Origin of the sequence: Mesorhizobium sp. L-8-3 (assembly GCF_016756615.1) — a bacterium.
Taxonomy (GTDB): Bacteria; Pseudomonadota; Alphaproteobacteria; order Rhizobiales; family Rhizobiaceae.
Window position 1 is genome coordinate 5,879,396 of record NZ_AP023262.1, and the last position, 19,317, is coordinate 5,898,712.

Annotated in this window: 16 protein-coding genes; 5 read left to right on the top strand and 11 right to left on the bottom strand. The window is 64.0% G+C overall.

The genetic code is table 11. The features are described from left to right. Positions 1 to 21 precede the first annotated feature (21 nt). The 4 genes from JN302_RS27325 to parC all read right to left on the bottom strand — a co-directional run bounded on the left by JN302_RS27325 (position 22) and on the right by parC (position 3,973). Entirely contained in the window at positions 22 to 756 is a 735-nt protein-coding gene (locus tag JN302_RS27325) for a TetR/AcrR family transcriptional regulator (RefSeq protein WP_202329797.1), read from the bottom strand. Positions 757 to 944: 188 nt separating this feature from the next. Beyond that, positions 945 to 1,211: a hypothetical protein gene (locus tag JN302_RS27330; protein ID WP_202329798.1), complete on the bottom strand. Its 267-nt coding sequence runs from the start codon at positions 1,209 to 1,211 to the stop codon at positions 945 to 947. 11 nt (positions 1,212 to 1,222) lie between these two features. Further along, positions 1,223 to 1,549, bottom strand: a complete 327-nt coding sequence (locus JN302_RS27335) for an ArsR/SmtB family transcription factor (RefSeq protein WP_202307238.1) — start codon at positions 1,547 to 1,549, stop codon at positions 1,223 to 1,225. A 171-nt stretch (positions 1,550 to 1,720) separates the two neighbouring features. Further along, positions 1,721 to 3,973, bottom strand: a complete 2,253-nt coding sequence (gene parC / locus JN302_RS27340) for a DNA topoisomerase IV subunit A (protein ID WP_202329799.1) — start codon at positions 3,971 to 3,973, stop codon at positions 1,721 to 1,723. Positions 3,974 to 4,265: 292 nt separating this feature from the next. On the opposite strand from parC, the gene JN302_RS27345 reads away from it, so the two are divergent. Then, on the top strand, positions 4,266 to 5,471 hold the full coding sequence (locus tag JN302_RS27345) for a hypothetical protein (protein ID WP_202329800.1): 1,206 nt from the start codon (positions 4,266 to 4,268) through the stop codon (positions 5,469 to 5,471). Positions 5,472 to 5,679: 208 nt separating this feature from the next. On the opposite strand, the gene JN302_RS27350 is transcribed toward JN302_RS27345, so the two are convergent. The 3 genes from JN302_RS27350 to JN302_RS27360 form a co-directional block, all read right to left on the bottom strand. Then, positions 5,680 to 6,363 (bottom strand): pyroglutamyl-peptidase I, encoded by a 684-nt coding sequence (locus JN302_RS27350; RefSeq protein WP_202329801.1) that lies wholly within the window; start codon positions 6,361 to 6,363, stop codon positions 5,680 to 5,682. A 4-nt stretch (positions 6,364 to 6,367) separates the two neighbouring features. Further along, on the bottom strand, positions 6,368 to 8,158 hold the full coding sequence (gene aspS, locus JN302_RS27355) for an aspartate--tRNA ligase (protein ID WP_202329802.1): 1,791 nt from the start codon (positions 8,156 to 8,158) through the stop codon (positions 6,368 to 6,370). Between the two features lie 202 nt (positions 8,159 to 8,360). After that, positions 8,361 to 8,777: a GNAT family N-acetyltransferase gene (locus JN302_RS27360; protein ID WP_202329803.1), complete on the bottom strand. Its 417-nt coding sequence runs from the start codon at positions 8,775 to 8,777 to the stop codon at positions 8,361 to 8,363. 207 nt (positions 8,778 to 8,984) lie between these two features. Here JN302_RS27360 and JN302_RS27365 point away from each other — a divergent pair, with 207 nt between their 5' ends. Together JN302_RS27365 and rnd are read left to right on the top strand one after the other, a co-directional pair. Beyond that, complete coding sequence (locus tag JN302_RS27365) at positions 8,985 to 10,223, top strand: MFS transporter (protein WP_202329804.1); 1,239 nt, start codon at positions 8,985 to 8,987, stop codon at positions 10,221 to 10,223. Positions 10,224 to 10,338: 115 nt separating this feature from the next. Further along, a complete protein-coding gene (gene rnd, locus JN302_RS27370) occupies positions 10,339 to 11,496 on the top strand; it encodes a ribonuclease D (protein WP_202307252.1) in 1,158 nt (385 codons plus the stop codon). Positions 11,497 to 11,534: 38 nt separating this feature from the next. Here rnd and ppx read toward each other — a convergent pair whose 3' ends face one another. Beyond that, complete coding sequence (ppx, locus tag JN302_RS27375) at positions 11,535 to 13,049, bottom strand: exopolyphosphatase (RefSeq protein ID WP_202329805.1); 1,515 nt, start codon at positions 13,047 to 13,049, stop codon at positions 11,535 to 11,537. After that, positions 13,046 to 15,253: an RNA degradosome polyphosphate kinase gene (locus tag JN302_RS27380; protein WP_202307256.1), complete on the bottom strand. Its 2,208-nt coding sequence runs from the start codon at positions 15,251 to 15,253 to the stop codon at positions 13,046 to 13,048. Before JN302_RS27380 ends, ppx begins: the two co-directional genes overlap by 4 nt. A gap of 174 nt (positions 15,254 to 15,427) precedes the next feature. On the opposite strand from JN302_RS27380, the gene JN302_RS27385 reads away from it, so the two are divergent. Next, positions 15,428 to 15,673: a zinc-finger domain-containing protein gene (locus JN302_RS27385; protein WP_202315084.1), complete on the top strand. Its 246-nt coding sequence runs from the start codon at positions 15,428 to 15,430 to the stop codon at positions 15,671 to 15,673. 27 nt (positions 15,674 to 15,700) lie between these two features. Then, a complete protein-coding gene (locus JN302_RS27390) occupies positions 15,701 to 16,921 on the top strand; it encodes an FAD-dependent monooxygenase (RefSeq protein ID WP_202329806.1) in 1,221 nt (406 codons plus the stop codon). A gap of 300 nt (positions 16,922 to 17,221) precedes the next feature. Here JN302_RS27390 and JN302_RS27395 read toward each other — a convergent pair whose 3' ends face one another. Both JN302_RS27395 and JN302_RS27400 read right to left on the bottom strand, forming a co-directional pair. Beyond that, entirely contained in the window at positions 17,222 to 18,025 is an 804-nt protein-coding gene (locus tag JN302_RS27395; RefSeq protein WP_274609040.1) for an amino acid ABC transporter ATP-binding protein, read from the bottom strand. A gap of 139 nt (positions 18,026 to 18,164) precedes the next feature. Beyond that, on the bottom strand, positions 18,165 to 19,316 hold the full coding sequence (locus JN302_RS27400; protein ID WP_202329807.1) for an amino acid ABC transporter permease: 1,152 nt from the start codon (positions 19,314 to 19,316) through the stop codon (positions 18,165 to 18,167). Between the last annotated feature and the right edge of the window lies 1 nt (position 19,317).

Below are 19,317 nucleotides of genomic sequence, written 5' to 3' on the forward strand. Positions count from 1 at the left end.
CTACTCGCGAAAACGGGTGTATCAGGCAGTCTGGGCAGTAATGTCGGTCGCAGGCCTGGTCGGGCGCAGAACCGCTTCCGCGATGGTGCGGAAGACCTTCTCCAGGCGGTCGGCATCGAAGCCCATGGCAAGAAGGTCGTTGAGCATGAGCCCCTCGCCGATCGACATGAGCGTCGCCATCAGCGTTGCGAGATCGGTGACCGGATCGATCTCGCCTCTTTCGATCGCAGCGCCGAGATAGGCCTGGAGCATGACCTGGGCCTGCCCCATATTCTCCATGCAGCAGCGCGCCACGGCGGGGTTGCGCATGGATTCGGCACGAATCTCCGCGAAGAGCGGGGCAAGCCCGCGTTCGTGGATGTGATGCATATGGGCCATCGCTACGGCGACGATCCCATCGACTGCCGAGGACATCCCGATCATGACCCCGAACAACTCGAGATCTTCGCGCCGATCCTGCTCGGTGATCGCCTCGATGATCGCCTCCTTGGAAGCGAAGTAGCGATAGAGCGCGCCGGGGCTCATCCCCGCCTCGGCACATATCTGCTGCATGGACGCGCCCTGGAAGCCGTGCCGCACGAAACAGGTCTTGGCTGCATCCATGATGCGCTGGATCTGCATGTCGCGCCGCTCGGCGCGCGAAGCGGCCTGCGGTTCACCGGGCGAAGCCACGTCTGGCTCGCCGGGCGAAGCCGCCTGCGCCTCGCCGTCATCGGCGACTGCTGGACCGCGATCGGCTGACGGGACTTCGTCCATAACGGCCTCATTGAGAGCGAATGTTCATTCTCAATTTATGCGAATGATCATTCGCAAGCAAGATATTGCACTGCAAAAACCCGATTCTGGCAAGCCACGATCGATCACGACTTCGTCAGAACGGCGCGGGCGGCGGCCCTTCGGGCACCACGTCCTCCCGGACACCTCTTCGCTGGACGTGCGGCGCTCTACGCAACCTCGCGCAGGAGTTTCTCGATCGAAGCGATCCTCGTCTTGGTCTCCGAGATGTCGTCGGCCAGCCTCTGCCCCGCCGCGGCAGCACTTGTGCTGGCCGCGGTCGCCTGCTCGGCAAGCTTCTTGTATTCGTCCTCGCGCGCCAGCTGCGCCCTGGCGCGCCATGTCGCCGACAGCTGGATGATGACGGTGACGATGATGATCGTTGCCAGGGTCAGCACCGCCGCCCCCATGATCATCCCGCTCTGCACATGGTCCATCGGCTATCCTTTCAGTCGATCTTCGTCGTTTCGTTGCTGAGGGTCGCAGCCGCCGCAGCAATCGCTTCGGGCGTAACCGCGATGTCGAATGCGGCCACCTCGAAGAAATTGAGCGCCTTGCCGTCGTCCGACAGTTCGAGCCGGCTGGTCACGAGCCCCGCCTCCTCCAGCCTGTTCAGGTGCATATGGAGCAGCGGGCGGCTAATGCCGACCTCACGCGCGAGCTGACTGACATAGTTGCGCCCGCCTCGCGCCAGTGCAGCGACGATGCGCAGCCTGTGCGGACTGGCGAGCGCGGCCAGTGCCGCGAGAAGACGGTCGCCGTCGGACGCTGTCATTTCGATTCCGTCTTTCATATGTCAATAATTTCTTACACATGAAAGACCGGATGTCAATCCTGCTGCGTTTTTTGTGGAATATGTCCCTCCGACATACGCGCGCCGACATCTTCCGAAGATCGCGGGCGACCACCGGTGAGTGCAAGAGATCGTTTGCGAGACTGGGAGCCGCTATCCGAACTTGCCGGTTCTCGGGAAACCCTTGGGCACCATGCGCCCGGCCGAGGCGCGCGCACCGATCCACTCGGCGAGTTCCTCCCGGCCGCGGGTGAAGACACGCCCGGCGGAATCCTGCCAGGTGAGGCCCTCGCCCGTGTCGAAGGTCTTTATGTCGAGCACGCCGCCATCCTTGTATTTCTGGAGCCGCACGCCTTTGCCTCGCGTCATCTCCGGAATCTCGGAAAGCGGGAATACGAGCATCTTGCGGTTCTCGCCGACGATCGCGACATGGTCGCCGGAAACCGGCACGCAGCGCTGCGCCTCGTCGGGCGACTTCACGTTCATCACCTGCTTGCCTTTGCGGGTGTTGGCGACGACCTCCGCCTCCGGCACGAGGAAGCCGTTGCCGTCGTGGCTGACCAGAAGCAGCTTGCGCTGCGGGTCATGGACGAAGGCGGTGACGATGTCCTGGTCGTTGTCCATGTCGACGATGATGCGGATCGGTTCGCCATGGCCGCGACCGCCGGGCAGGCGATCCGCGCCGATCGTGTAGAACTTGCCTCCGGTGGTGAAGACGAGGATCTTGTCTGTCGTCTGCGCCGGGAAGGCGAGCTTCAGCCCGTCACCTTCCTTGAAGGTGAATTGCGAATGATCAGTCAGGTGCCCCTTCATGGCGCGCAGCCAGCCCTTTTCCGAGACCACCACCGTCACCGGCTCCTTCTCGATCATCGCCTGCTGAATGTCCTCGATGTCGTGGTCCGGCGCATCGGCGAAGGTGGTGCGGCGCTTGCCGATCGCCGTCTCAGGCCCGAACTGGTCGCGAACCTTGCCGACCTCCCATTTGATCGTCTGCCATTGCCTGTCGTCCGATGCCAACAGCGCCTCGATCTGCTTCTTCTCCTCCGTCAGTCCATCGAACTCCTTGCGGATCTCGAACTCCTCGAGCTTGCGCAGGGCGCGCAGCCGCATGTTGAGGATGGCCTCGGCCTGCACGTCGGTAAGCGAGAAGCGGGCTATCATGACCTGCTTGGGCTCGTCCTCCTCGCGGATGATGCGGATCACCTCGTCGAGGTTGAGATAGGCGATGAGATAGCCGCCAAGGACCTCTAGGCGTCTTTCGATCTCTCCGAGCCTATGGCGCGAACGGCGTACCAGCACCTCCTTGCGATGCTCCAGCCATTCCTGGAGCACGCCGCTCAGCGAAAGCACGTTGGGCACCTTGCCGCGCGACAGCACGTTCATGTTGAGGGGAATGCGGCTCTCCAGTTCGGTGAGCTTGAACAGCGATTCCATCAGCAGGCCCGGATCGACCGTGCGGCTCTTGGGCACGAGCACGATGCGGATGTCTTCCGCGCTTTCATCGCGAACATCGTCGAGCAGAGGCAACTTGCGCGCGATGAGCAGTTCGGCTGTCTTTTCGATCAGCCGCGCCTTCTGCACGCCATAAGGGATCTCGGTCACCACGATGGTCCAGGTGCCTCGGCCCTGATCCTCCTGATGCCAGCGCGAACGGACACGGAAGCCGCCGCGACCGGTCTCGTAAGCCTCGCGGATCGAGGCCTGGTCGTCGACGATGATGCCGCCCGTCGGGAAATCCGGCCCCTGGACGAAATGCATCAGTTCGGGAACCGTCGCGTCGGGATGGTCGATGAGGTGAAGGGCGGCGTCGCACAGTTCGGCCGCGTTGTGCGGCGGGATCGACGTCGCCATGCCGACGGCGATGCCGGAGGAGCCGTTGGCGAGGAGGTTCGGGAAGGCGCCCGGCAGGACGACCGGTTCCTCGTCCTCCTCGTTATAGGTCGGGCGGAAATCGACCGCGTCCTCCGTGATGCCCTCCAGCAACGCGGTGGCGACGCCGGTCATGCGCGCTTCGGTGTAGCGCATTGCCGCTGCGTTATCGCCGTCGATATTGCCGAAATTGCCCTGTCCGTCGACCAGCGGATAGCGCACCGAGAAATCCTGGGCGAGGCGCACCAGCGCGTCATAGATGGACTGGTCGCCATGCGGGTGGAACTTGCCCATCACCTCGCCGACGATGCGGGCGCATTTCGCGAAGCCCTGGTCCGGGCTGAGGCGCAGCAGCCGCATCGCATGCATGATGCGCCGATGGACCGGCTTCAGCCCGTCGCGCACGTCGGGCAGCGCCCGGTGCATGATGGTCGAGAGCGCATAAGCGAGGTAGCGCTCTTCGAGCGCCTTCTTCAGATCGACCGGTTCGATATTGTCGTCATCGCCGGAATCCGGCGGAACTAGGCCTTTTCCCATGGGCCCGCACTAGCCGGGATGGCGATTCGCGGCAAGAGGCACCGGCGCTGCGGATTTGCCCTTGTATCCGATTCATCCCGAACCGCCACGTACAATACATTCCTGGAGCAAGATTCCAGTCGCTGCAGGGCCCTTGGGGGGCTCGCAATCATTCGTTGCCTTTCGCATGGCGCCCTCATTGCTTTTTCCGGAAAATTTTGGACAAGTGCCGCGCGAGCGTCATCTTCCGGTCAGGTTCTATCCCGACAGGGAGGCGCGGCCATTTTCTCATTTTTTGTCGAGGATACCTCCGATGCCACTTCGTCGTTCCGTACATCACAGGATTGCACTTTCCACTTTTCTGCTCGCATTTCCGATTTCTTCCGCCTTTGCCCAGGATGCGACCGCCGTCGCCGAGCGCCTGAAGGCGGCCTTCGCCAAGCAGGGCGGCGAGCTGTCCTGGACCGGGGTCAGCGGCGATGCCTCCAAGATGGTGATCCAGGGCGTGACCGTGGCCGCCCCCGGCCAGCCCACCAAGGTCGCCATCGGCGACGTCACCTTGAGCGACATCACGGAAGAGAACAGCGCCTACACGATCGGCTCCGCCACGCTGCCCACCTATTCGGTGACGCAGGACGGCGCCACAATCGATATCGCCGGCATCGAGATCACGGGCCTCAAGCTTCCCGCAGAAGATTCCGCCGACCCGATGGCCGCCTTCATGATGTATGACACGGCCGACATGGAGAGCATGTCGGTGAAGATCGGCGACAAGCAGGCCTTCACCATGGACAGCGTCCATTTCGAGATCACCCCGCCCGAAGGCGGCAATGCTATGGAATTCTACGGCTCGGCCGACAGCTTCACCGCCGACCTGTCGCTGGTCGAGGACGCCGACAGCAAGAAGGTGATAGAGGCGCTCGGGTTTCAGTCGCTGAACGGCAGCTTCGAACTGGCCGGCTCCTGGCAGCCGAGCGACGGGCGGCTCGCCCTCGACCAGTACGACATCACCGTCGACAAGGCCGGTACGCTCGGCCTGACCTTCGACCTCGGCGGCTATACGCCCGATTTCATCAAGTCGATGCAGGACATGCAAAAGAATATGGCCGAGAGCGGGGGCGACGCTTCCAGCCAGGGGCTCGCCATGCTCGGACTGCTGCAGCAACTCACCTTCAACGCGACCAGCATCCGCTTCGACGACGATTCACTGACCGGCAAGGTTCTCGACTATGTCGCGGCCCAGCAGAACGCCAAGCCGGCCGACATCGCCAACCAGGCGAAAGCCCTCCTCCCCTTCATGCTGGCCACGCTCAACAATCCCGAATTCACCACGCAGGCAACTCAGGCGGTAACTGCCTATCTCGACGATCCGAGGAGCCTCCAGATTTCGGCCGAACCGTCGGCGCCTGTGCCCTTCGCCGTCATCATGGCGGGCGCCATGTCGTCCTCGCCGCAGGATCTGGTGAAGACGCTCGGCGTCTCGGTCACCGCCAATGAGGACGGCGACGACGCGCAGTAGTCGGCCCCGCCCACGAAACCTCGAAGGCCCGGTCGCAACGCCGGGCCTTTGCTTGCGAAACGCCCGGCGCCAGAGGTCGCTTGGGGCGCGTCGTCCTGCTCGGGGCTGGCGGGCCGAAACGGCATGCGGCTATCCAAGCCATACCCGCACGGCGCCGACCGAGGATCCACGGAATTCACGACTGGCTGCAAGCTCGATGCTTCGGCACCTACCTTGGGCGCCAGGTTCGGCTACGCCGTCGTACCGGTGCGCTGCGCCCCCACGCTTCGGCACAGAGCCGGATCACGAGCAACGCACCCTCGACAAGAGTTTCCAGGTCCATGGCACCGGCCACCTCGGTGGTCTCGCCTTCCCGCAGCGGCGGCACGTGAATGAAGCCGGACATTCCGGGCGCGAATTCATAGAGCACCGGCGAACGCGAGAGGTAAAACAGGTAGTTGCAGAGATAGCCGCCGGCATCGTCCGACCAGTCCACCGGAATACCCGCGGCCGCCAATGCGACATGCAACGCGTCCAGTGGCAGCGTCGACGCAAGTACGTCGTCACCGTCGCAGATCCTGGCTGCCTCCGGAACATGGCCGGAATTGTCGGGCTTGCCGCCATAGGCATTGCGCGCCAGGCGCTCAAGCACGAAGCCTGTTGCCGCGGCGCTCAGCCCGAAATGGATCGCGATATCGGGCTGTTGTGCCGCCGCCAGACGACGAAGTGCTTCCGGCAGCTTGGCATAATCCACGTCGAGGACTACCGCCGCGACGGCACCGACCGATGCGAGTTCGGGCAGCCGGTTGCGCAATTCCGCCACCAGCCGTTCCGTCGGATTGACCGGCGCGCCGGGAAAGGCCGAGAAGCCGGTCACCAGAATGCGTGGGCGTTCCGGACCGGCGCTCGTCATCGGCTCAGTCTTCCTTCTTCTGGGCCACGACCCGAAGGCCGAGCTCGCGCAGTTGCTGCGGCGTCGCCTCTGCCGGCGCGCTCATCAGCAGGTCGTAGGCCTGCTGGTTCATCGGGAACATGGTCACCTCGCGCAGGTTCTTCGCGCCGACCAGCAGCATGACCACGCGGTCGATGCCCGCGGCCATGCCGCCATGCGGCGGCGCGCCGTACTGGAAGGCGCGGTAGAGACCGCCAAAGCGCTCTTCCACGGTCTCACGCGACAGACCGACGATCTCGAAGGCCTTGACCATCGTCTCGGGCAGATGGTTCCGAATGCCGCCGGAGGCGATCTCGAAGCCGTTGCAGACCATGTCGTACTGGAACGCCTTGATCGAGAGTGGCTCCTGCCCATTGAGCGCGTCAATGCCGCCCTGCGGCATCGAGAATGGGTTGTGGCCGAAGTCGATCTTCTTCTCGTCCTCGTTCCATTCGAAGAACGGGAAATCGACGATCCAGCAGAGTTCGAACCGGTCGCGGTCGACGAGGTTCAGTTCCTCGCCGGCGCGCGTGCGCGCAGCACCTGCGAAGCTCACGAACTTCTTGGGATCGCCCGCAACGAAGAAGGCCGCGTCGCCGTCGGAGAGGCCGAGCTGGATACGGATCGCCTCGGTGCGCTCCTCGCCGATGTTCTTGGCGATCGGGCCCGCACCCTCCAGCTTCTCGCCTTCCTTGCGCCAGAAGATGTAGCCGAGGCCAGGCTGGCCTTCGCCCTGCGCCCAGCTGTTCATGCGGTCGCAGAAGGCGCGCGAACCGCCGGTCCTGGCCGGGATCGCCCAGACCTCCGCCTTCGGATCGTTGGCGAGGATGTTGGCGAAGACCTTGAAGCCCGAGCCACGGAAATGCTCCGACACGTCCTCCATCACGATCGGGTTGCGCAGATCGGGCTTGTCGGACCCGTATTTGCGCATTGCGACGTCATAGGCGATGCGCGGGAACTCCCTGGTTACCGGCTTGCCCTCGGCGAAGGTCTCGAACACGCCGCGCATGACGGGTTCCATCGTCTGGAACACATCCTCCTGCTCGACGAAGCTCATTTCGAGGTCGAGCTGGTAGAACTCGCCGGGCAGCCGGTCGGCGCGCGGATCCTCGTCGCGGAAGCAGGGTGCGATCTGGAAGTAGCGATCGAAGCCCGACACCATGATCAGCTGCTTGTAGATCTGCGGCGCCTGCGGCAACGCATAGAAATTGCCGGGATGGATGCGCGACGGCACCAGGAAGTCGCGCGCGCCTTCCGGCGACGAAGCGGTGAGGATCGGCGTCGAATATTCGGTGAAACCCGCCTCGCCCATACGGCGGCGCATTTCGGCGATGATCCTGGTGCGCGCAACGATGTTCTTGTGCAGCGTGTCGCGCCTGAGGTCGAGGAAACGGTATTTGAGGCGGATGTCCTCGGGATAGTCCGGCTCGCCGAAGACCGGCAGCGGCAGCTCCTTGGCCGAGGACAGCACTTCCATGTCGCGCGCGAAGATCTCGATCTCGCCGGTTGCGAGATTGGCATTGATCGTCTCGGCCGTACGCGCCTTCACCTCGCCGTCGACGCGGATCACCCATTCGCCGCGCACCGTCTCGGCAGTCTTGAAGCAAGGCGAGTCCGGATCCGCGACGATCTGGGTCAGGCCGTAGTGATCACGCAGGTCGATGAAGAGCAGGCCGCCATGGTCGCGGACGCGATGGACCCAGCCGGACAGGCGGACGGTCTTGCCGACGTCGGATTTCTTCAGTTCGGCGCAGGTATGGCTGCGGTAACGATGCATGGACCAAAATTCCGGTTTTGCAGGATTTCACACGAACCGGCACCGCTCAGAAGCGGCCGGTCCAAAAGTGGCGCGAAAAGCGCATGGGTACCGGCTTTTGTCAAGGTGAGGACGCGCGCGAGCGCCGGGAACCGGCTCGCAGAGGATCATGACCGGTGTCTCCCAGCTGCCGCGTCGAGCGCAAGACCGGGCCGCGGACCGTTCAAAGCGACTTCTTGAGCCACACCATCTCGTGTCCCGGCGGGAAGTCGGCGAGACGCCCGAATTCCTCGTAGCCCTGCCGCTTGTAGAAATCGGGCGCCTGAAAAGTGAACGAACCCAGGAAGGCTCCGATGCAGCCCTTCTCCCGCGCGACCTCCTCGCCCTTCTCCAGAAGCCGGCTGCCGAGACCGCTTCGCCTGCGCGCCGGACTGACCCAGAGCCAGTCGACGAACAGCCACGAATATTCGATCTTGCCTTTGAGCCCTGCCTGGACGGCGCCGGCGGCGTCGCGCGCAACCACCCAGAGCGCCTCCTCGCCATATGGTCCGGCTTCGCCGGCATTATATGCGTCCAGCCCCTCGCCGATCATGTCGCCGACCTCATCGGCGACGGAGTTGCTTACCGTCAACGTTACCATCGTCTTGCTCGCGCTTTCGCAGAACGCAGCCGCCCGCCGCGTGTCGCAGCTTTGCTGGCAAGATCAGCGCACCCGGAACGGGACGATTGCGCGACGCAGGATAGTCTATTGGGACAGCTTGCGAAATGCGTCGCTCCAGGGCCGATCGTGTCGCATTGCCGGCGTCATCGCTCTATACAGGTCGACGATGCTTCGCCAACCGCTCTGATGTCCTCAATCCGCCCGCTGATCCCCCTTCTGGTCGCCGCCGGCATCCTGCTCGGCGGCAACGGGCTCCAAGGCACCCTCATCGCGCTTCGCGGCGCGCAGGAAGGCTTCTCTCCGGCCGTCATCGGCTTCATGGGAACCGCCTATTTCGGGGGGTTCCTGTTGGGCTGCCTGGCGATCACTGCGATCATGAAATCCGTTGGGCATGTGCGGTCTTTCTCGGCCCTGGCCGCGATCGCATCGGCCGGCACGCTGATGCTCATCCTGGTCATCGACCCGGTCATGTGGTCGGCGATCCGCTTCGCGACAGGCTTCTGCTTCGCCGGCCTCTTCACGATCATGGAGAGCTGGCTGAATTCCGGCGTCCGAAACGAGGATCGTGCACGCGTCCTTGCCATCTACCGGATGGTCGACATCGGCGCGGTCACGGGAAGCCAGTTTCTGATTCCCATATTCGGCGCCGACGGTTTCACCATCTTCGCCATCATGTCGATCATGATCACAGTCTCGCTCGTGCCCGTCTCGCTCGGCGACCGGTCGAACCCGGCGCCGCCGGAAAACGTGAAGCTCGATCTCGGCCGCGCCTGGCGCATCTCTCCCCTCGCGGCGATCGGCTGCATCGCAGTCGGCGTGACCAACAGCGCGTTCCGGACGCTGAGCCCGGTCTATGCCGAGCAGATCGGCATGTCGGTGACCGACGTCGTCACCTTCGTCAGCGTCGGCATCATCGGCGGGGCCATGATCCAATATCCGCTCGGCTATCTTTCCGATCGCCGGGACCGGCGCATGGTCCTGCTCGCGACAACCGGCTGCGCCATGGTGGCGGCCCTGGCGCTCGCGTTCCTGGCCGGCAGCAACCCGCTCGCCAATTTCATCATCGTCTTTGTCTTCGGCTCCTTCGCGATGCCGCTCTATTCGCTCTCCGCCGCCCATGCCAACGACCGCGCCGACAAGGGCGAATTCGTGCTGGTGAACGCGGCACTCATGCTCTTTTATTCGTTCGGCGCGATTGGCGGGCCGCTGATCGCCTCGACCGTCATGCAGCGGCTGGGGCCGTCCTGGCTGTTCGTCTTCAGTGCCGTGGTCTACGCCGTCTTCATCCTGATCATCGTCTACCGCATGGGCGCGCGTCCCGGCGTCCCGGCCAGAAGCCGGAGCCGCTTCATCGCGCTGCTCAGGACATCGACCGTCTTTGCCCGGCTGGCCCGTCGGAACGGCGACGGCGACAAGGTCGAATAGCGCGCCAGAACCTCCCTCACCCGGCCAATGAGCGAGAAATGGGCCCTTGGCGGCTTGACGCAGGCGGCCCGGGCTGAAATGGAGAGACGTGATCGTTCCTGACTAAAGATTTTTCATGGAATTGATAAAAACTCAGAAAGAGCTCGAAAGCGCCATCATGGCGCTCGAAAAAGCGGAATTTGTCACCGTCGACACGGAATTCATCCGCGAAACGACGTTCTGGCCTGAGCTCTGCCTCATCCAGATGGCAGCTCCCGGCGTGAACGCGCTGGTCGATCCGCTGGCCGAAGGCATCGATCTGAAGCCGTTCTTCGAGTTGATGGCGAACGAGGCGGTGACCAAGGTCTTCCACGCCGCGCGCCAGGACATAGAGATCATCTTCCATCGCGGCGGACTGATCCCGCATCCGGTCTTCGACACGCAGGTTGCCGCCATGGTCTGCGGTTTCGGCGACAGCGTCTCCTACGACCAGCTCGTGCAGAAGATCACCGGCGCGCATCTCGACAAATCCTCCCGCTTCACCGACTGGCGGCACCGGCCGCTGTCCGACAAGCAACTCACCTACGCGCTCGCAGACGTCACCCACCTGATCGACGTCTACCGGCATCTCCGGGACGAGCTGGAGCGCGAAGGCCGCGCGCACTGGCTGAACGAGGAGATGGACGTCCTCACGGCGCGCGAGACCTATGACCCGCATCCGGAGGACGCGTGGAAGCGCCTCAAGATGCGCCTGAAGAAGCCGCACGAGCTCGCGGTCGTGCAGGCGGTCGCAGCCTGGCGAGAGCGTGAGGCACGCGAACGCAACGTGCCGCGCGGCAGGGTGCTGAAGGACGACGCCATATACGAGGTTGCGCAGCAGCAGCCACGCGACGCCACGGCACTGGCGCGCCTGCGCACTACGCCGAAGGGCTGGGAACGCTCCTCTGTCGCAACAGCACTGCTTTCGGTGGTGAATGCGGCACTCGAAATTCCCAAGGAGCAGATGCCGAAGCTGCCGAAGCCCCAGCAGACGCAGGAGGGATCGAGCGCTGCGGCGGAACTCCTGAAGGTGCTGCTGCGCCTGACAGCGGAAAAGGAAGGCGTCGCCGCCAAGGTGCTCGCTTCCGGCGACGATATCGACCGCATCGCCTCGGAGGGAGAAAAGGCGGACGTAGCTGCCCTGCATGGCTGGCGGCGCGAGGTGTTCGGCGAGCAGGCGCTGCGCCTCGTACGCGGCGAGATCGCACTCAAATTCGAGCGGCGCAGGATCGCCGTCTTCGAAACCGGAACCTGAGAGAGACCGGACCTGACGGTCCCGCCTCCCCGTGCTCGTCAATCTCCCACGACCAGTTCCAGGTTTCGGCCGGTGAGTCTCGAGAGCTGCGCGAGACGCCCGGCCGGGCGTTCGCCGTTCAAAGCGGCGTGCAAACGCGGAATGACCAGGGCCAGCCCGCCGCCGGGGCGCGTCTCCCATTTCAGCGTCGGGATGACGCCTGGCATGGAGGCCGAAAAAAGATAGACGACCCGGAGCACCGCGCCCAGCAGCCGCGCCCGTTCAAGAAGGCGCGGCGTCGCCAGCGCCCGCATCTGCGGCGAGATGGCCTCGTCGAACACGCCCTCGTGGCGGAACATGTTGGCGAGCGCGATGAAGGCGCGGCCGGGGTGGTCAACCCCGATGAAGGACGCATGCGCGATGATGTTGAGCGACTGGGTGCCGCGATATTCGGGATGGGCGCGCCAGCCGATGTCGGCCAGCAGGCAGGCGGCGCGCCGGTAGCGCGCCTCGTCCTCGGTCTCGTCGACGCCGAAGGCTTGGAAGGCAGAGCCGGTCCACTCCGCGAGTTCATGCGCGTGGTTGACCGAGCGCGCCCGCAGCAAAGCCAGTTCCTCCGATGCGGAGATCAGCGGATCACTGCGCTGCTCTTCCGGTGACAGCAGGGAATAGAGGAAACCCTCGCGCACGCCCAGTGCGGAGATGATGATCTTCGACGGCTTCTGCGCGGCGATGATTTCCTGCAACACGGCCGCGCCATAGGGCAGAAGCGCACGACGGCTCTTCGAGACACGCTCGATGCCCCTGATCTTATCGAGATCGCCGCGCACGACCTGCTTCAGGAAGGCGGCCGAGCTCTCCACGCCCATCTCATAGTGGTGCATGACTGCAAGCGGATAGTCGATCGTGTTCATGTGCAGCCGGGCGAGGTTTCGCCAGGTGCCGCCGACCGCGTAGAAGGGCCTGCCCTGCCCGGCCTCCAGCAATTTCGCGCGGGTGAGTTCCTTGCGCGCGATGCGCGTCGCCGTGGCCGGGGAACTCTTCGACATGTCCTGCAGGCGCAGACCGCCGAGCGGCAAGGTAATGCCGTCGCCGATCGTCTCGCCTGATATGTCGACCAGTTCCAGGCTGCCGCCGCCGAGGTCGCCGGCGATCCCGTTTGCCGGGTGGAAACCGGAGATGACGCCCAGCGCCGAGTAATAAGCTTCCTCCCGTCCGCTGAGCACACGGATCTGCGTGCCCAGGATCTCTTCGGCCCGATGGATGAAGTCCATTCCGTTCTGTGCTTCGCGTGCGGCGGCCGTGGCGATCACAAAAAACTGCTCGGCGCCGGCCTGCTCGGAAAGGGCGCGAAAGCGGCGGAACTCCTCGACCGCTCGCTTCACGGCATCGGGATCGAGCTTTCCGGTCGTGACGATGCCGCGGCCGAGCCCGGCCAGCATCTTCTCGTTGAACAGGATGGTCGGCGAGCGTGCGATGCCCTCATAGATGACCAGGCGAATCGAATTGGAGCCGATATCTATGATGGATAGCGGCCGACGGTCCTGGAGCCGGCCCTGGGAATTTCCGATCATGCTTTGACGGCTGCGTTCGCTTTCTTCTGACGCTTGAACTGCGCGATGCGTTTGGGAGCATGGGACTTCAGCGCTCCGCCACGGCCGGACAGGCTCGGATTCGTCATGAAATATTCCTGCGCGTTGAACGGTTCCTCGCCTTCGTCCGGCACGACCCGGCGCGAGGTTCCGTCAGGCAATACTTCGAAACTTTGCTGATTGTCCATGATGTTTCCGAGCATGATCTGGCCCAGCACCTGCTCATGCACAGTCGGATTGGTGATCGGCACCAGCGTCTCGACCCGCCGGTCGAGATTGCGCGGCATCATGTCGGCCGAGCTGATATAGACGATGGCCTCGTCGGACGGCAGCCCATGACCGTTGCCGAAGCAATAGATGCGGCTGTGCTCGAGGAAACGGCCGACAATCGACTTGACCCGGATGTTCTCCGAAAGACCGGGCACCTGCGGCCGCAGACAGCATATGCCGCGCACCACCAGATCGATCTCCACGCCTGCGCTGCTCGCCTCGTAAAGAGCGTCGATCACGATCGGATCGACCAGGGAGTTCATCTTCATCCAGATGCGCGCGGGCCGCCCCTCCCGAACATGGCGCACCTCGTCGGCGACGTGGCCGAGGATTCGGCTCCTCAGCGTGTAGGGGGAGATGGCGAGCCGCATCTCCTGGGCAGGCTCGGCATAGCCGGTGATGAAATTGAAGATCTGCGCAACGTCGCGCGCAATCGTCGGATCGCAGGTGAAATAGGAAAGGTCGGTATAGATGCGGGCCGTGATCGGGTGATAGTTGCCGGTGCCGAGATGCACATAGTTGCGCAGCTTCTGGTCCTCGCGGCGGACGACCAGCGACATCTTGGCATGCGTCTTCAGCTCGATGAAGCCGAAAACCACCTGGACGCCGGCGCGTTCCAGGTCTCGCGCCCAGCGGATATTCGCCTCTTCGTCGAAGCGGGCCTTCAACTCCACCAGCGCCGTCACCGACTTCCCAGCCTCGGCGGCATCGATGAGAGCACGCACGATCGGGCTGTCGTTCGAGGTGCGATAGAGCGTCTGCTTGATGGCGACCACCTCCGGATCGGCCGCCGCCTGGCGCAGGAACTGCACGACGACGTCGAAGGATTCATAGGGATGGTGGACGACAATGTCCTTCTCGCGGACCGCCGCGAAACAATCGCCGCCATGCTCGCGGATGCGTTCGGGAAAGCGCGGATTGTAGGGCTTGAACTTGAGGTCGTCGCGGGCGACCGCCACGATTTCTGAGATCTGGTTCACCGCCAGCGGTCCCGTGAGCACGCTGATGCGCCCCGACGAGACCCCGAGTTCGCCGGCCACGAAGTCGCGCAGCACGTCGGGCATCACGCTGTCGAACTCGATGCGGATGACCGAGCCGCGGCGCCGGCGCTTCAGCGCCGTCTCGAACAGGCGAACCAGATCCTCGGCCTCTTCCTCGACCTCGATATCGCTGTCGCGAATGATGCGGAACGTGCCCGAGCCCTTCACCTCGTAACCGGGGAAGAGCTTGCCGATGAACAGGTTGACCGTCTCCTCCAGCGTGATGAAGCGCACTGCGGACTTGCGGTCGGGCAGGCGGATGAAGCGCCTGAGCGCCACGGGAAGGCGCAGCAGCGCCGTCATCTCCTCGCCGTTCTTCAAATGCCGCAGTTGCAAGGCGATCGAGAAGCCGAGATTGGGAATGAAGGGGAAGGGATGCGCCGGATCGATCGACAGCGGCGTGAGCACGGGGAAGACGGAATCGAGGAAATGTTCCTCGAGCCACGCCTTGTCGTCGCGGCTCAGCGCATCGGCACCGATGCTCTGGATGCCCTCGCTCTTGAGCAGGTCCATCAGCTTCGAGAGGATCTTCTGCTGGTCCTCCTGCAGCCGTTCGACCTCGCGCAGCACCTGGTCGAGCTGCTGTTCGGGCGTTCGCCCGTCCGGGCTCTTCATGGCGATGCCTTCGCGCACCTGCCCGGCGAGCCCCGCCACGCGCACCATGAAGAACTCGTCCAGATTGGCGGCTGATATCGATAGGAACCGCACCCTTTCGAGAAGCGGATGGCTCGCGTTCTGCGCCTGTTCCAGGACACGGCGATTGAACTGGAGCCAGGAGAACTCGCGGTTCACGAAACGGTCCGGATTGCCTTCGGGGCCGCCCGGAGCTGCTGCGACGGTGACGAACTCGGTCTGGATAGGCTTCAATTCGGTCATCTGACGTGGTTCCCCTCGCCGGCTTTCCGCAAGCCGGCTGACTTGAAGAGCAATCTATCTCCTGACAGTGTTTTGCGACAGTTTGATTTCATGCCGCTTGCATTGGATGCTCATATGATACAAACCGGCGGCGATTTCGTGATCGCCCGCAGCGATCATTCCGGAGGTTTTTCCATGGCCGGTGGCTCAATCCCACATTTCCAGAACGATGCCGGGCATCCGGTCATCACGATCGGCGTCAGGGAGTTCATGTGCGTGGGGGCCGACGCGCCCTTCGACCACCCGCATGTGTTCCTCGACATGGGCAGCGACGCGGAAAAGGTCTGCCCCTATTGTTCGACGCTGTTCCGCTACGACCCGTCCTTGAAGGCGAACGAAACCCGTCCGGAAGGCTGCATCTACATCGAACGTGCCGCCTGACCAGGCGGACCGTCGGCCGATACGGCGATGACGGGGCAAGCCAGGCGGATCATCGTCGCGGGGGCGGGTATAGCCGGCCTGACCGCGGCGCTCGCCTTCGCGGCTCGGGGCTGCTTCGTCGAGATCTATGAACGCGCGCCGCGCCTCGAAGAGGCCGGCGCCGGACTTCAGCTTTCGCCGAATGCGACGCGCATCCTTGCATCGCTCGGCGTTATCGATGCCCTGAGCCCCTTGGCCGTGCGGCCCGAAGCGGTGGTTCTGCGCGATGCGCGCACTCTGCGCGAAGTGACCCGGGTTCCGCTCGGAGGCGGCGCGGAACGGCGCTGGGGCGCCCCCTATCTCGTCGCCCACCGCGCCGACCTGCAGGGCGCCTTGCTGGCGCGCCTGCGGAGCAACGACAACATCAAGCTCGCGACCGGCGCCGTCGTCAGTGGCTTCGCGTCCCGGCCGGACGGCGTCACCGTCGCTGTCGAACGGGGCGGCACGACCGAAGAGATTTCGGGCGAATTGCTCGTCGGAGCCGACGGCGTCTGGTCCTCGATCCGCGAACTCACCGGGGCGAACGGCAAGAGCCGGTTCGCCGGAGACGTGGCCTGGCGCAGCACTCTGCACGCGGAAAGCCCCGCCGGCCGCGCCTTCCAGTCGATCGCGCGCTCCGACGTTGTGACGGCCTTCATGCACCGTTCCGTCCACCTGATCGCCTATCCCGTCCGCGGCGGTAGCGCCGTCAACCTCGTCGCGCTCGCAAAGGGCCAGGCTTTTGCAAAGATCCGCCCGGAAGCCGCAGACCCCGACGGGCTCGCGGCAGCCTTGCGCGGCACCGCCCCCGGCATAGCCCGGCTGGCGCAGGAGGCCGGTCCCTGGACCTTGTGGCCGCTTCATACCGTTGCCCCTGCTGCGCAGTGGACAGCCGCCGGCCGGGTGGTCCTGATCGGTGACGCGGCGCACGCCATGACACCCTTCGCCGCTCAGGGTGCCGCAATGGCAATCGAAGATGCCGCAACGCTCGCGGCCTTCGTCGCGGCCGCGCCCGCCGATATGGGCGGGGCATTGGCGCGATACGAGGCGATCCGCCGCCCCCGCATCGCGCAGGTTTCGAAGCGCGGCGCGCTCAATCGCTTCACCTGGCATGCCTCGGGACCGGTCGCCCTCGCCCGCAATCTCGTCCTGGCGGTGCTTCCCGGCGCGAAGCTCGCAGCCGATCTCGACTGGCTCTATGGCTGGACGGTCCCAGAAGCGGAGAGTTAGCCGTCAGGCGTCTGCCGGGCCCCGATCGTGCGGAGCGAGCTATGTAGAGGGCCATAGGAAGCGGGTCGATGAGAAATCACACCGACTGCAGAATAGCCCAGCGTGTCGTCCGAGCCTTCGGTTGTGCATGCATGGGCAGCGAGCAACTTGAGACGACGGAGGCGCCGACGGGATCGGCGCTTCCGCGGGGGCGACGCCTACCGCTTCGGCTCGAAAACCGTATTCGACTTTCGGGAAGCACGATGCGTCGGCTCAAAGTGATGGAGCGTCCCTTGCGCGTCCGAATGGACGCGCGGCGCCCTAATGCAGGATCTGGCTGAGGAACAGCTTGGTACGCTCGTGCTTGGGATGGTCGAAGAACTCGGCCGGCGTGTTCTGTTCGACGATCTGCCCGGCATCCATGAAGATCACGCGATTGGCGACCTTTTTGGCGAAACCCATCTCGTGGGTGACGCACAGCATGGTCATGCCTTCCTCCGCCAGCCCTACCATCGTCTCGAGCACTTCCTTGATCATCTCGGGATCGAGCGCCGAAGTCGGTTCGTCGAACAGCATGATGCGCGGGTTCATGCAGAGCGAGCGGGCGATCGCGACGCGCTGCTGCTGGCCGCCCGACAACTGGCCCGGATATTTGTTGGCCTGCTCGGGAATCTTCACCCGCGTGAGGAAATGCATCGCGATCTCCTCGGCCTGCTTCCTCGGCATCTTGCGCACCCAGATCGGCGCCAGCGTGCAATTCTCCAGGATCGTCAGATGCGGGAAGAGGTTGAAGTGCTGAAACACCATACCGACCTCGCGGCGGATCTCGTCGATCTTCTTGAGATCGTTGGTCAATTCCTTGCCGTCGACGACGATCTTTCCCTTCTGGTGCTCCTCCAGGCGGTTGATGCAGCGGATCAGCGTCGATTTGCCCGAGCCGGAAGGTCCGCAGATGACGATGCGCTCGCCGCGCATCACCGTCAGGTTGATGTCCTTCAGGACGTGGAACTCGCCGTACCATTTGTGCATGCCGTCGATCTCGACCGCTACCTCCGTATCGGATATGTGCATCTTGGAGCCGTCAACCCGGATGTCGTCGGCGCTTACTGCGTTTTCGGTGGCCATCGATGGTTCCCTTTTCGTGGCTCGTTATTGTCGCTGCGTCACCGAAGCGCCACGCATCGGGGGACGCTTCGACCTTTCGTTTCCACGCATCGGCTTTTCCCGGGCCCTGATGCGGCCGCCGGACCGGCGCGTTGGTCCATTATCTACGATAGCCGGTATCGAGCCGTTTCTCCATGAAGATCGAGTAGCGGGACATGCCGAAACAGAAAATCCAGAAAATGAAGCCGGCAAAGACGAGCCCCGTCATCGGCGTCTGCGCCGACGCCCATGTGGCGTCGGAGAAGCTCTGCCGCACGATGCCCAGCAGGTCGAACATGCCGATGATCGACACCAGGCTGGTGTCCTTGAAAAGGCCGATGAAGGTGTTGACGATACCCGGGATGACGAGCTTCAGTGCCTGGGGCAACACTATCAGCCCCATCTTCTGCCAGTAGCCGAGCCCGAGCGAATCGGCTCCCTCATACTGCCCCTTGGGGATCGCCTGCAGGCCGCCGCGGACCACCTCGGCCATGTAGGCCGAGGCGAACAGCGCCACACCGATCAGTGCGCGCAGCAACTTGTCGAAAGTCGTGCCCGGCGGCAGGAAGAGCGGAAGCATCACGCTCGCCATGAACAGCACCGTGACCAGCGGGACGCCGCGAACGGTCTCGATGAAGACGACGCTGAGTATCTTCACGACGGGCAGCTTCGACCGCCGGCCGAGGGCGAGAAGAACGCCAAGCGGCAGCGAGACCGAGATGCCGACATAGGACAGAACCAGCGTAACCAGCAGGCCGCCCCAGAGCGCGGTCTCGACATGGCGGAGCCCGAACCAGCCTCCGACGAGCAGGACGAAGGCCACGATCGGGAACAGGCCGAAGAAAAGGATCGCGTTCAGCCCCTTCCGTGGAACACGCGGGATGAGCAGCGGCACCAGCAGCGCCACGAACATGATGCCGACCAGGATCACCCGCCAGCGCTCGTCGGACGGGTAGCGGCCGAACATGAACTGCAGGAACTTGGCCTTCACGAACGGCCAGCAGGCCCCGGACCAACCGTCGGGCTGCAGGCCGCCCTGGGCGACGGTGGCGCAGAAGGTCCGATCCGTGCCGGTCCATGCCGCGTCGAACAGCGCCCAACTGAGGAAGGGCGGCAGAATGATCGCAACGAGCACGAGCCCGAGCAATGTGAGCACCGTGTCGGCGGGCGAGGCGAACAGGTTCCTGCGCGCCCAGGCGACCAGTCCGGCCTCGTCCCGAGGCGGTTTTTCGATTGCCGCCATCTCCGTGCGGACGTAGGAGACTTCACGCATC

Bases quoted from the DNA above. Each gene is read 5' to 3' on its own strand.
- ppx (WP_202329805.1), bottom strand. From the start codon at position 13,049: ATGATCGGAAATTCCCAGGGCCGGCTCCAGGACCGTCGGCCGCTATCC.
- JN302_RS27390 (WP_202329806.1), top strand. From the start codon at position 15,701: ATGACGGGGCAAGCCAGGCGGATCATCGTCGCGGGGGCGGGTATAGCC.
- JN302_RS27330 (WP_202329798.1), bottom strand. From the start codon at position 1,211: ATGGACCATGTGCAGAGCGGGATGATCATGGGGGCGGCGGTGCTGACC.
- JN302_RS27335 (WP_202307238.1), bottom strand. From the start codon at position 1,549: ATGACAGCGTCCGACGGCGACCGTCTTCTCGCGGCACTGGCCGCGCTC.
- JN302_RS27345 (WP_202329800.1), top strand. From the start codon at position 4,266: ATGCCACTTCGTCGTTCCGTACATCACAGGATTGCACTTTCCACTTTT.
- rnd (WP_202307252.1), top strand. From the start codon at position 10,339: ATGGAATTGATAAAAACTCAGAAAGAGCTCGAAAGCGCCATCATGGCG.
- JN302_RS27385 (WP_202315084.1), top strand. From the start codon at position 15,428: ATGGCCGGTGGCTCAATCCCACATTTCCAGAACGATGCCGGGCATCCG.
- JN302_RS27395 (WP_274609040.1), bottom strand. From the start codon at position 18,025: ATGGCCACCGAAAACGCAGTAAGCGCCGACGACATCCGGGTTGACGGC.
- JN302_RS27400 (WP_202329807.1), bottom strand. From the start codon at position 19,316: ATGCGTGAAGTCTCCTACGTCCGCACGGAGATGGCGGCAATCGAAAAA.
- JN302_RS27360 (WP_202329803.1), bottom strand. From the start codon at position 8,777: ATGGTAACGTTGACGGTAAGCAACTCCGTCGCCGATGAGGTCGGCGAC.
- JN302_RS27365 (WP_202329804.1), top strand. From the start codon at position 8,985: ATGTCCTCAATCCGCCCGCTGATCCCCCTTCTGGTCGCCGCCGGCATC.
- JN302_RS27380 (WP_202307256.1), bottom strand. From the start codon at position 15,253: ATGACCGAATTGAAGCCTATCCAGACCGAGTTCGTCACCGTCGCAGCA.
- JN302_RS27325 (WP_202329797.1), bottom strand. From the start codon at position 756: ATGGACGAAGTCCCGTCAGCCGATCGCGGTCCAGCAGTCGCCGATGAC.
- parC (WP_202329799.1), bottom strand. From the start codon at position 3,973: ATGGGAAAAGGCCTAGTTCCGCCGGATTCCGGCGATGACGACAATATC.
- aspS (WP_202329802.1), bottom strand. From the start codon at position 8,158: ATGCATCGTTACCGCAGCCATACCTGCGCCGAACTGAAGAAATCCGAC.
- JN302_RS27350 (WP_202329801.1), bottom strand. From the start codon at position 6,363: ATGACGAGCGCCGGTCCGGAACGCCCACGCATTCTGGTGACCGGCTTC.